Here is an 11805-nt window from a genome sequence, read left to right as displayed (position 1 = left end):
GCGGTAGTCTTGGATCCCCTCACAGAGGCAAAGGGCAGAAACCACCCACTCCCGGGCCAAGAGAAGGGCTTGGGTGGTGAAGCGCTTTTCCACATACCAGCGCAGCAGTTGAAAGTGCTTTTGAACTTGAGCTCGGCGATCCTCCTTCTGGTCTGCCGGCAGCGCCAGTTGGCTGTAGCTGTCTTGAATGCTTTGCAGCAGCAGGCCAAAGGGCTTGGCAAATTGGCCCACCTCTTCGGCCAACTCCTGGGTAGAGTGTCTTTGTAACTTGCGCAAGTCCTCCTGCAGGCTGACCGGCCTCACCAGCTCCAGGCAACGGGAGATGTCGCGGATGGCTTGTCCAAAGCTCTGCAGCCGGGTGGGCCTGGGATCCCCTTTGCCGGGCTTTTGCTGCCGGTAAAAGTCCCGTTGAACCCTGTCCAAAAGCTGCCCCAGCTCCAGGGCTGAGCCGGTGCTGATGAACTTGTCGGTGGCCGTCAGCCAGTCCAAAAGCCGAAGGGCGGGGGTGAGATCGATAATGGGGGTTTCTGCCTGACCAGGGCGGTAGAGGCCGTAGTAGAGCCCCTGGATCTCGACATTTTTGGCCTTGCGCAAAAGGGCAGCTCCCAAGAGCACCAGCAGGGGGATGGAGCGAAAGGCGTGGGTGATATCGAAAAACAGCCGGGTGTTGGGCTCGATGCTATCAACCAGCACGTCGAAGATGGCCCAGGTCTCCGCCTCGGTTTTGCCTTCGGGAATGGCCTTGGCCACCTTCTCCACATGGGGCGGTAGATCTTCCTGCAGGCGGCTCCAGTGCTTGGCGCGGGCCTCTTCCGTCAGCAGGAGGATAATTCTGTCAATCTCAAAGAGCTGGCAGAGGGCTTTGGCAACGTAGCAGGTTTTCTCTGCCCGCCGCTCCCCAAAACAATACACCGTCTCGGTGTAATCGCCGGTGCCCAGGGTGGTCAAAAGGGTTTTAGCCATAGGGATCCTCGCGGTTGGGTCTGCAAAGCATCAAAGCACAACCGCCTGCAAGCTACCGCAACCTGGAAGCCCCCCCTTCACGAAAACAAGACGCCTTTTCCCAAGCAGTGAAGGTGGAAGGAGCCCGGAGTTAGCCTAGAAAGCAGTTGGCCTCTAGAACGATGAGGATCTGGGCATGCTCTCGACCGAACAGCTATCGATTTCTCATCAAAAACTCACTCCCGAACAGTTTCTTGCTTTGCCAGAGGAAGATATTACCTACGAGCTGGTCGATGGACAAGCTGTTCCCAAAGATGCGCCGATGTCCCCTCAGAGATTTCATGCCTCTCTGCAGAAGCGATTGCTTTTCATTCTGGATGCGTGGTGTCAGGGCAAGGGAGATGTATATACAGAGCTGGCAATTGTTTTGCAAAGGCAGGGTCAGAAGTGGCTTCCCGTTCCTGATTTGCTCTATGTTTCGTTTGAACGCTGGCCAGAGCAGCAGGTGGAAGACGGCCCTTGTCCAACAGCTCCCGAACTGGTGGTTGAGATTCTTTCACCGGGTCAGAGTTTTGGGGCTGTGGTTCAAAAAGCAGCAGATTACCTGCAGGCCGGGATCCTGCGCGTTTGGATTGTGGATCCGCAGGCCAAGAGCATCACCGTCTTCTACCCCGATGCCCCGCCAAAGACCTTTACAGGATCCCAAGCCATCCAAGATGACTTCTTGCCAGGTCTAGCAGTTATCACCCAGGATGTGTTTGCTCAAGCGCGGATCCCTTAGTGGGTGAGCTGAGTTTACAATTGAGTGCGGTTATCTTTGCAGACACTCACTCCAAGAGATTGAGGCAGATCGAGAGAGAATTGGCTTGAGCAGGAACTTGGTTATTCTCAGCAAGGAGGGCTCTCTTGTGACGGCAACTACAGAGTTGTTGACTCCAGATCAAAAACTTACTCCCGAACAATTTCTTGCCCTGCCAGAGGAAGATATTACCTACGAGCTGGTCGATGGACAAGCTGTTCTCAAATATGAACCCATGTCGCCAAAGCGCTTCCACGCTCGTCTCCAGCCCATCCTGTGGCGAATCCTTGAGGACTGGTGCTCCGCTGCTGAGTGTCCCAAGCCGGGATCCGCTCATACTGAATGGGCAATTGTCCTAACCCGACATGCGGAGCCCTGGATCCCGATCCCGGATATCACCTACATCTCCAATGAGCGATTGCCAATTGAGGCCATGGCCGATGAGCCTTGTTCCGCCATTCCCGAGCTGGTGGTTGAGATTCTTTCACCGGGTCAGAGTTTTGGGGCTGTGGTTCAAAAAGCAGCAGATTACCTGCAGGCCGGGATCCTGCGCGTTTGGATTGTGGATCCGCAGGCCAAGAGCATCACCGTCTTCTACCCCGATGCCCCGCCAAAGACCTTTACAGGATCCCAAGCCATCCAAGATGACTTCTTGCCAGGTCTAGCAGTTATCACCCAGGATGTGTTTGCTCAAGCGCGGATCCCTTAGTGGGTTTAGTGCAAATAGCGTGAAACAGCCTGCTAGTTTATCTCCAGGCCATTGACAAATGCTGAAGGGATCCCAAAACAAGATTTCCTGCTAAGGGCTAATCGTGAAGCGGAAGAGCTTCTCATCGGCCAGTTGGAGAACTTCCTGGCCTGCAGCCGCCAGTTGTTCCGGGGGCAAATTCCGGTATTTGGCGATAAACTCAGGCAAAACTTGAAACTCCACCCGCTTGCCGGTCTCTCGGTGGATCACCACACTGCGCATCTTGTCGAGGGAGCCAACTTCCACCAGCTTCAAGTTCAGTTTGCCCAAACTGGCTCCTGTTGCAGCGTGCAAGCCATCCACAATACACACAAACGGGATCTCCAGCGGCGACTCGTGAATAACCTCCACCAAAAAACGGTTCCTAGAAGTGTGGGGAGTTGGATCCATCAAGCCTAGCTCCGCAAGGGCGCGCGTCCCCATGCGATAGCCGATCACTGCCCAAGGGCCGGCTCCGCCATGGATTTCTGTTACTCTCTGAACTGCTATCGCCGTCGAGTCACTTCCAGAAAAAGAACTCGGATGAGCTGTTGCTGGTGCTCCCAAAGCTAGCTGAAGCGCGATCAGTAGAAGAGAAAACGGCTGCGGCTTGGCAACGAAGAACAAGTTCATAGGCAGTGCAGTGGGGAGACATGAAAAGCAGAAAGATGCTAAGCCATCCTAAGCCCTGCCCCTTGAGCCTGCCTATGCAGGGGCGGGGGATCCAACAGCCTTCTGAGAACTATTCCCAGAACTGACTCACAAGTGCAGTGAGCCGAGAACGATGATATTGTCGAAGGTAAGCCTCCGGGCGTTGAGCACCCTTAAATGGCCGTTGTGGTCAGAAGTGCTTTGCTGGTGGCAGCAGGCTCTAGCACCCCTGACTGCCCTATCCACTGATCGCCTTAGGGCGCTGTCTACCACTTGACAACGGCTAGGGGCTCCTAGTAACCTCCTTTTTATGATGTCTTAAATGGCAGTTGTAGACGGAGCCAGACCAATGACTGCTGAGGCTTCACCACCTGACTCAACAGACTTCCTTACCCTCGTAGTAGACTTGTGCCTGCCTATACGAGGAGCCACGCTCCCTGCAGATCATGGATACGGCTTATTGGCGGCACTGTGTCACCGAGTGCCGATGTTGCATCGGAATCCCTGCGTCGGTATTTTGACAACAGCAGGGATCAGAGATAGACAAGGCAAAATCCTACTAACTCCACACTCCCACATTAGGATTCGACTACCTATCGAGGCAGTGGCGGAGGTGTACAAGCTAGCCGGTAAACAATTGAAGATTGGATCTCACGAGGTACAGCTAGGGATCCCTAAGATTTTTACTCTCAAACCAAGTACTTCCCTGAAAGCTCGAATGGTTACGATCAAGGGCTACACTGAGCCGGATACATTTGCCCAAGCTGCCCAGGCTCAGCTAGAGAAGCTAAAGATTTCAGGCCAGGTAACAGTACTGCAAGATAAAACCGGAAAGCCTCTGCGTAAAACCTTAAGAATCAAGGGGCATACAATCATAGGTTTCTCAATATTGGTAGAAAACTTACAAGAGGAAGATTCAATTCGTCTGCAGCAAGTAGGCCTAGGTGGCCGACGGCGCATGGGCTGCGGATTCTTTTTACCTTACAAGTAAGAAGAGATCTACAATGTTTAAGTTTTTACTGGCAAAATCTCTGGAGAAGCGGGATCCCAGCCGCCAATCCGAAGAAGAGTACGCTCAAGCAAAAGGCGCTGCTAAGCTTACAGGCCATGTCACGGCTGTATTATCAGCGGCTGAAGTTCTTTCAGAGCATCTAGGAGAGACTGTTCAGCAGCAGTTGAGGTTGAAGGACGCAAGTCGTCTGAAATCTATTGTTAAGCTGGGATCTTATTTACATGATTGGGGCAAGGCAAACCAACATTTCCAAGAGATGATTTATCTCAAGTCATCAATTCTAGATGCCGAATCAAAAGCAAGACTTGAGAAGGCTTGGAGGGCTCACAATAAGCAACAACTTATTCGACATGAATTTTTAAGCGGCATACTCGCCTTGCAGGTTAGCCCATTTCGGGAGTGGCTACGGAAAGCATTTACCGAAGAGGAGCTGCTCTTGGCTACTTGGGCAGCAATCGGACATCATCTCAAGGCAGGAGTGGATTTACAGGGCAAGGAATCACACAAAATTACAGAGTTGCCGGATGGCACAGGAACTGAGGTTCGTATTTACACTGACCATCGGGATTTTCAATCCATATTGAGACTGGGATCCCAGAAACTTGGACTGCCAGAAGAGATTCCAGATGTACCTTCGGCAAATTGGAAAAAAGAACAGCTAGAAGAGCATTTACATACCTTGGCAAACCAGTTCCGAGACTTTGCCAAAAGTCTAAGCTCAGATCAGCGGGCATTGGTGGCGGCGGCTAAAGCCACGGTCATCGCCGCAGATCTGGCAGGATCGATCTTGCCATCAGAGGGAGAAAACCTACAGGATTGGATCTCTAATACCCTGAGTTTGGTTCTTCAGGAAAGCGAACTAGAGCAACTGGTTACCCAGAAACTAGGGGGAAATTCTCTACGACCCTTCCAAGAGCAAATTGCTAATACCCGCTGTCGGGTAACACTGGTAAAAGCAGGCTGTGGTACGGGGAAAACCTTAGGAGCCTATGCTTGGGCAAAAAAGTGGGCAGTGGGAAAGCGGCTGTTTTTTGGCTACCCTACCACTGGAACAGCTACTCAGGGCTACCTAGACTATGCCGAGGGATCCCCAATAGAAAAAATGCTGATGCACTCGCGGGCAGACTTAGATCGAGAACTACTGCTAACCGGAGAGGGCGAAAAAGATGAGGCAACTTCATCTCGTCTGGCTGCGCTGCAAGCATGGCGAAAGAAATTAATTATCTGCACTGTGGATTCCATTTTAGGTTTAATCCAAAACAATAGAAGGCCACTGTTTTCATGGCCAGTTCTAGCTCAATCTGCCTTTGTTTTTGATGAAGTGCATGCCTATGACAATCAATTGTTCGGCGCTTTACTGAGATTCTTACGGACTTTTCGAGGTGCACCTGTCCTCTTGATGAGCGCTAGCTTTACCCCAGGACAGCTCCAGGCAATTAAGCGAGTGATGGATGAGTTGAGTGAACCTATAGAGGATCCCGTTGAAGGACCGCGAGAGCTAGAAGAACTGAAGCGCTATCAAATACAAGTAGAAGGTGATCCCACCCACTCTGAGCTCATTTGGTCGAAAGTCATCAAGGCAGTTCAGGAGAGGCAAAAGGTTCTATGGGTAACTAATTCAGTGTCCAGTTGTATTGATATTTATCAAGTTGCCAAGGAAAAATTAAAAGATATAAAAGCCAAAGTTTTAATTTACCACAGTCGTTTTCGCTACAAAGATAGACTCACCAAGCATGAGCAGGTTATCAATGCTTTTAGTCGGCCAGAACCTGTTCTTGCTGTCACTACACAAGTCTGTGAAATATCCTTAGATTTAAGTGCAGATTTGCTTGTCTCTGCCATGGCTCCAGCAACGGCTTTGGTTCAGCGATTGGGTCGGCTAAATCGAAGAATGAAAAGCGAAAAAGAAGAACCTTGTACAGCTCTCCTCTACAGATGGGATAAAAGCTCCCCCTATACTGCAGAAGAAATAGAAAGCGGGCAAAAACTAGTTAATGAGGTTAAAGACAGAGGACTAGAGCGCGTTTCACAGCGGGATTTAGCTAGCATTCTTTCTCAGCTCAGCCAAAAAGAGCCTGTTGAAGTAAAATCGGCCTGGCTTGATCAAGATTGGTGCACTTACCCAAGCTTCCTACGCGAAAGTGGACACACAATAACGGTGCTTCTAGCAGAGGATCAGGAGTCTATTTGGGAAGCTGCTAAAGGTCGGCAGGAAAAAGCTTTGGCCAAGGGGCAAAAGCTATCGAAGATGCAAGCTTTTCTGCAAGAGGCTCAAGCCTGGGCAATTCCGATTCGGATTCCAGATCAAGAGATAGAGTGGTGGAATTGGCAGCGACGTGGATTTTATTTCGTAACAGAGCCTGGATACATCAGCTATAGTGAGGAATTTGGCACGCCATGACTGAGCTAAAGCTACACATAGGACATCCTGGGTTGACACTGCTGCATCGAGCAGGGCTGGCTGGGCTGTGGATGACTCTTAAGCAGATAGAACAAGAGATTCCACCAGAGAAGCGGCCAGGGTCCCTAACTTGGGAACTGACACCTCGACAAGTCCAACTGTTCTGGCAGGGAAATGACTTTGAGGTCATTGACTGGCTGCTTAAAGAGTCTTTTCAGCTTAACAATGGACTTATCGCACTGCGAGGAATTGATAGTAAGTCAATGCGGAAAGACTCACAGGTAATCATTCACCAGGGGATCTTGGGAACATTTTTACAACATAACAAAGCTCGCAAAATTCTTGGTGAGCAAACTGAATCTCTAGAGATCGATGAGAACTGCCCACCCATCATTATCAAGTACAAAGCTTTAGAAAGCTATGTCCATCAGGAATTTGCCAAAAATCTATGCGATAAAGACGGTAATTGGCTTAGGCAGCCAATTAGCATTGCTGGCTGGCTTAATCCAGGTACCGTTGTGCGACATAATGCATTTACCTCAGATACAAGCTTTGAAGAGTCTCCAGAGATGGCCTTTATACTCCTCTACGCTCCTGTTTCTTCCTTCTACTACATTCTTCGGTCACGGCTGAAGGATCAAAAAGCTCAATATGCTCTGGTGGTTCCTGAGATCACCGATATGGAGGTCTATGCAGGCTATCGGCAAGATCCTCGGCTCCGTTATGCAAGTTATCGAGATTTACATGCTGCCGGTTTGGGAGATGCTGGGCTTAAGTTTCTGACATATCAAGAGGTTGCAGAATCTTCTCGAGGATTTAAGGTAACTCGATGTCAGGTTCTCACTCTAGGTTCTGTCCCCTGGTCGAAACAACAAAAGTCTCGCACAGATCTATTTACTGTAGAAGCAAAGTATCATGCCTGCAAAAACTACCAGATCTGCAAAGCGGTACTACCAGATCGAGTTATCCTTAAGACAAAAGCGGAGGAAGGAAGCTTTATCGCAACAAGCTTTGCTCGTGAGATGATTGCTGAAAATCTGGCAAGAGATCATCCTTGGTATGCCGGGTTTTCAGATTGGATTAACAGTAACGAGCGGTTCCAACAACTGTGCTACGAACGCAGAGGTTTAAGTGAGATGGTCATGAGAGCAGACATGGATGATAGAGAGCGCTGGTTTGTCCAGACCTGCCATGAGGCTATTCGCTTTACCTATGGTCGTTTATATCAGAAGGCTCAAGATCGAGGAGAGCAGACTAACTTTGATAGGGAAAACGTACGTATTCGTACTGGATTAGCTCGATGTAAAAATGCAGAAAGCTTCCGTGAGTTTATTACTAACTTTTGGGCAAAAGCTGGGATAATACCAACGCTTCAAGAGCACTGGGATGATTTGATGGACTTGGTTATGGATCCCAAAGAGTGGAGAAAAGCACGGGATCTAGCTCTTCTGGCGTTAGCAAGCTACAAAGGTAAGGAGCGTCAGGAAGAAACTCAAGATGAGCCCGATGAGAACGGTACTGACTTGATTGCTCCTGCCGAATTAGAAGAGGACTAAGACTATAATCTTCAAAGTAGAAGCTTGTGAGCCAGACAAAAAATCAACGTAGCAGTAACTTAGCAACTTAGTTTGGAGGAAAACCATGACTTTTCACCTGTTCGGCAACATTTTGACCAACTATGGTACTGCTGCAAACAATCGCGGCGAGAGTGAGGGCAATATTACTACCCTGCAAAAGATTCTCTGGAAAAATGAGGTGCACACCACTGTTTCTGCTGAAGCAATTCGCTGGGCATTGCGTTACTACTGGCAAACATCAGGAAGCGGTTGTAAGGTCAACCGACGCTGGAATGACGAAACTAACGACAACGAGTGGGAAGAGCCTAACTTTGACCCTGATCTGTACATTGATGATGATGTTTTAGGCTTTATGCGCGCGGAGGGAGCTAAAGTAGATGCCTCAGACGAAAGCTCATCTAAAGGAAAGGGGAAAAAGCTGGCCAAAGGCACTACCACTGCTAGGCGCGGTGTTTTAGAGGTAACTCGGGCAATCTCCACCCGACCGTACAGTGGAGATATAACCTTCAATGCAAGAAGCGGTCAGAAGGGATCCACTTCTCTCTACGGAACAGAAGTGCATGCCACTCGCTATCAATACGGTTTTGCAATGACCCCTGCTCGACTTCAGCGGCAAGAGCGAGTCATTGAAGTAGTGAGGGGACTGGTTTCTTTAGGGGAGGTAGCCGGCAATCACTCCCGCTTTCTCTACGATTTTTCACCAGATAGCATAGTCTTGCGCTGGACGCACGACTTTTCGCCCCGCCTGCTCTACTGTTTTGAAGAAAACTCTGAGGGAGAAATAAGCATGCCAGACTTGGTGCGTCGAGTACAAGTAGGAGATATAGATCCTCAAGAGCTATGGCTAGCAGGAGCTGCTGCCGAAACCGAGGACGGGGAGAAGCTAGCTGAATTAGGTGCTCATGTAAGTCCGGGCATTAAGTCAACGGTTGACGACCTAATTGCCATAATTCAAGGTCAAATCTCTTCTAGGGAGGCAGCATGATTCAGCTTCAGGTTGAGGTACCTATTGCTTGCTTTCGTCAATCTTGGGCCAGGGAGTTTGCCGAAACCTATCCGGTGCCGCCACCTGCTACTGTTTATGGAATGTTGCTTTCCTTGCTGGGAGAGTGGGATCGGCATCGCTATTGTGGTGCTCAACTGGCAATTGCCCTACTGAGCCAACCTCAACTTTCTACGGTAATCCGCACCTTTCGTCGCTTTAAAAGCAAAGACATTCGGGATCCGGCCAACGCCCGTCCCGACTATCAGCAATTACTCACTGACGTGCAGATTGCAGTGCTGGTTAAAGGATCCCTTGCTCATGATTTGGAAAGAGCCTTTGAGAATCCCGAATCGATTAACCGATCCGGAGGACTGAGCTTGGGGGAGAGCCGTGACCTTGTTAACTCGATAACGCCAATTCCAGTAGTTCCCAAGCAGAGTCGATGGCTAATTCGAGATGAGGACGGGATCCTCACTTTGCCGTATTGGGTCGATCACGTAGGAGCCCGTGGCACCCGCTGGCAAAGGTACTTGCTCCAAACTCTTGAGAGTGAGGAGATACCTGAATTGGCTTGGACAGAAATTCGGCCAGATTAGCTGCTGTCTGCTGTCATCCTTGCACATGTATGCGAGAACGGGCAGTGCTTTGAGGCTAGATTTTGCCTCTATCTGAGGAGAAGGTTTTTTCAGTATTGTTGAGGTTTTCTCATATTCTTCATGTTGTTTATGTTTTGGAGCTTTGGATTATGCCGCTATCGTTGGCTGATTTCTCTGTACAGATAGATTCAGATTTGATTTGTGTTTCAGCGTTGCATGCATTGGCCTACTGCCCACGATTATTTTACTTAGAAGAAGTTGAGGAGCTCTACAGTGAAAACGCAGCTATTTTTGCTGGTCGGCGGCTACATACAGAGCTAGAAAAGCAAGAGGGGGAAGATTGGGAGGATCTATTTCTAGAAAGCGAGGATCTGGGTTTGCGGGGACGGGTAGATGCCCTGCGTACTCGCGACGGTCAGATTATTCCTTATGAGCATAAAAGGGGTCGGGCAGCCCGGGATCCGGACAACCAGCCCCAAGCCTGGGAAAGCGACCGGCTGCAGATCTTGGCCTATGCCTATCTGATGGAAACTGTCCTGGGGATCCCAATCCCTGAAGGACGAATTCGATACCACGGCGACAATGTGCTAGTGCGCGTTCCCCTCGATGATGCCGGGCGCCAAGCTGTGCGTCAGGCAATCGAGCAAGCAAGGTTGCTGCGCCAATCCCATCTCCGTCCCCCAATTACTGACAACGAGCGACTCTGCGCAGGCTGCTCTCTGGCCCCTGTGTGCTTACCTGAAGAAGCGCGGCTAGCTCATGATAGAGAATGGCAGCCTATTCGCCTCTTCCCGGAAGACGATGAACGGCAGTGTGTCCACATTCTAGAGCCGGGGGCGCGGGTAGGGCGCAGCGGATTCCGTCTTAAAGTAAGCTACCGAAACCAAAACGAAGAGTTTATCTCTGCTCAGCAAACCGGGCAAATTGTGCTGCACGGTTTTTCTCAAATCTCAACTCAGGCCATTTATTTCTGTGCTGAGCAAGGCATTGGGATTCACCTAATCTCTGGGGGTGGACGCTACGTTGGTAGCCTAGATCCCCGGCACGGAAGCATCCAACGCCGGATCCGACAGTACCAGGCCCTGAGCGATCCTCAAATGTGCTTGAAGTTAGCTCGGAAGCTGGTTGCGTGTCGAGGTCAAAGTCAGCGTAAGTTCTTGATGCGGCTGGGATCTGCTCGTCCACCAGAGGTAGAGCAAGCCATTGACCAAATGAGGCGAGTACTCAAGCAAGTCGATCGAGCAGAGTCATTATCAAGCTTGCTGGGTTTGGAAGGAAATCTATCGGCACTTTACTTTGCCGCTTTGCCCTATGTGCTATCAGATAAGGTGCCAGAGGAGATGCGATTTTCAGGCCGAAACCGAAGGCCCCCTAAGGATCGCTTTAATGCTCTACTGGGATTTGGATATGCCCTTTTGCTTAAAGACGTCATGAACGCTATTTTGACGGTAGGCCTAGAGCCTGCTCTCGGTTTCTATCACCAGCCTCGCTCTCAAGCACCTCCTCTAGCTCTCGACTTGATGGAAATCTTTCGCGTGCCTCTTGTGGATATGCCAATCGTAGCTTCAGTGAATCGTAAACAATGGGATCCGGAAGGAGACTTCATCATACGAGGACAACAAGTTTGGCTTAGCGAAGAAGGGCGGAAAAAGATGATTCAAATTTACGAAGATCGCAAGCAGGAAAAGTGGAAGCATCCAGTCACTAACTATTCCTTAACCTATCGTCGTTTGTTAGAGCTAGAGGTTCGCCTTTTAGAAAAAGAATGGAATGGAGAGGGTGACTTATTTGGAAACTTGGTTGTGAGGTGAACCATGGCTGAATATAAAGTTTGCTACTTAGTATGCTATGACATACGTTGCCAAAAGCGATGGCGAAAAGCGTCGAAGTTGTTAGAGGGATATGGAGAGCGAATTCAGTACTCAATCTTCCGCACTTGGCTAACATTACGAGAACGAGAAAAACTGCGCTGGGAACTAGAGAAGATCCTCAAGCCGGAAGATGGCCTTCTCATCGTGGGGATCTGCAACCGTTGTTTGGAGCGGGTGCTCACCTCGAACCGACCAGGAAGTTGGCCACAGCAGCAGAGCAGCTACAGGATCTATTGAAGAAACA

The 11805-nt window shown here is 49.9% G+C and carries 11 protein-coding genes; 9 read left to right on the top strand and 2 right to left on the bottom strand.

The features are described from left to right. The coding region (csx2, locus tag NW853_RS06975) for a TIGR02221 family CRISPR-associated protein (protein ID WP_414348578.1) at positions 1-963 on the bottom strand (963 nt) is incomplete at its 3' end. 175 nt (positions 964-1138) lie between these two features. Between csx2 and NW853_RS06970 the strand changes: the two genes are divergently transcribed. Together NW853_RS06970 and NW853_RS06965 are read left to right on the top strand one after the other, a co-directional pair. After that, entirely contained in the window at positions 1139-1723 is a 585-nt protein-coding gene (locus tag NW853_RS06970; RefSeq protein ID WP_414348575.1) for a Uma2 family endonuclease, read from the top strand. 127 nt (positions 1724-1850) lie between these two features. Beyond that, the gene (locus NW853_RS06965) at positions 1851-2450 is read left to right on the top strand and encodes a Uma2 family endonuclease (RefSeq protein ID WP_414348572.1); all 600 of its coding nucleotides are present in this window, start codon (positions 1851-1853) and stop codon (positions 2448-2450) included. Positions 2451-2540: 90 nt separating this feature from the next. Here the strand turns inward: NW853_RS06965 and NW853_RS06960 are convergent, their stop codons facing one another. Continuing rightward, positions 2541-3101, bottom strand: coding sequence for a formylmethanofuran dehydrogenase subunit E family protein (locus NW853_RS06960; RefSeq protein WP_414348569.1), 561 nt, complete (start codon positions 3099-3101; stop codon positions 2541-2543). A gap of 340 nt (positions 3102-3441) precedes the next feature. Between NW853_RS06960 and cas6 the strand changes: the two genes are divergently transcribed. The 7 genes from cas6 (at position 3442) to cas2 (ending at position 11798) form a co-directional block, all read left to right on the top strand. Then, complete coding sequence (cas6, locus tag NW853_RS06955; RefSeq protein WP_414348568.1) at positions 3442-4110, top strand: type I-MYXAN CRISPR-associated protein Cas6/Cmx6; 669 nt, start codon at positions 3442-3444, stop codon at positions 4108-4110. A gap of 13 nt (positions 4111-4123) precedes the next feature. Then, complete coding sequence (gene cas3, locus NW853_RS06950; RefSeq protein ID WP_414348565.1) at positions 4124-6532, top strand: CRISPR-associated helicase Cas3'; 2409 nt, start codon at positions 4124-4126, stop codon at positions 6530-6532. Beyond that, positions 6529-8088: a type I-MYXAN CRISPR-associated Cas8a1/Cmx1 gene (gene cas8a1, locus NW853_RS06945; protein WP_414348562.1), complete on the top strand. Its 1560-nt coding sequence runs from the start codon at positions 6529-6531 to the stop codon at positions 8086-8088. The genes cas3 and cas8a1 overlap by 4 nt, the downstream gene beginning before the upstream one ends. A gap of 85 nt (positions 8089-8173) precedes the next feature. Beyond that, on the top strand, positions 8174-9094 hold the full coding sequence (locus tag NW853_RS06940; protein WP_414348560.1) for a DevR family CRISPR-associated autoregulator: 921 nt from the start codon (positions 8174-8176) through the stop codon (positions 9092-9094). Further along, complete coding sequence (cas5, locus tag NW853_RS06935) at positions 9091-9690, top strand: type I-MYXAN CRISPR-associated protein Cas5/Cmx5/DevS (RefSeq protein WP_414335569.1); 600 nt, start codon at positions 9091-9093, stop codon at positions 9688-9690. The genes NW853_RS06940 and cas5 overlap by 4 nt, the downstream gene beginning before the upstream one ends. 95 nt (positions 9691-9785) lie before the next feature. Continuing rightward, a complete protein-coding gene (gene cas1 / locus NW853_RS06930) occupies positions 9786-11501 on the top strand; it encodes a type I-MYXAN CRISPR-associated endonuclease Cas1 (protein WP_414348557.1) in 1716 nt (571 codons plus the stop codon). A gap of 3 nt (positions 11502-11504) precedes the next feature. Further along, on the top strand, positions 11505-11798 hold the full coding sequence (gene cas2, locus NW853_RS06925; RefSeq protein WP_414335565.1) for a CRISPR-associated endonuclease Cas2: 294 nt from the start codon (positions 11505-11507) through the stop codon (positions 11796-11798). The last annotated feature ends 7 nt before the right edge of the window (positions 11799-11805 follow it).

Source organism: Synechococcus sp. H55.11, assembly GCF_047462475.1.
Lineage (GTDB): Bacteria > Cyanobacteriota > Cyanobacteriia > Thermostichales > Thermostichaceae > Thermostichus.
Note: the sequence above shows the minus strand (reverse complement) of the source record. Positions and strands in the feature narration are given on the sequence as shown.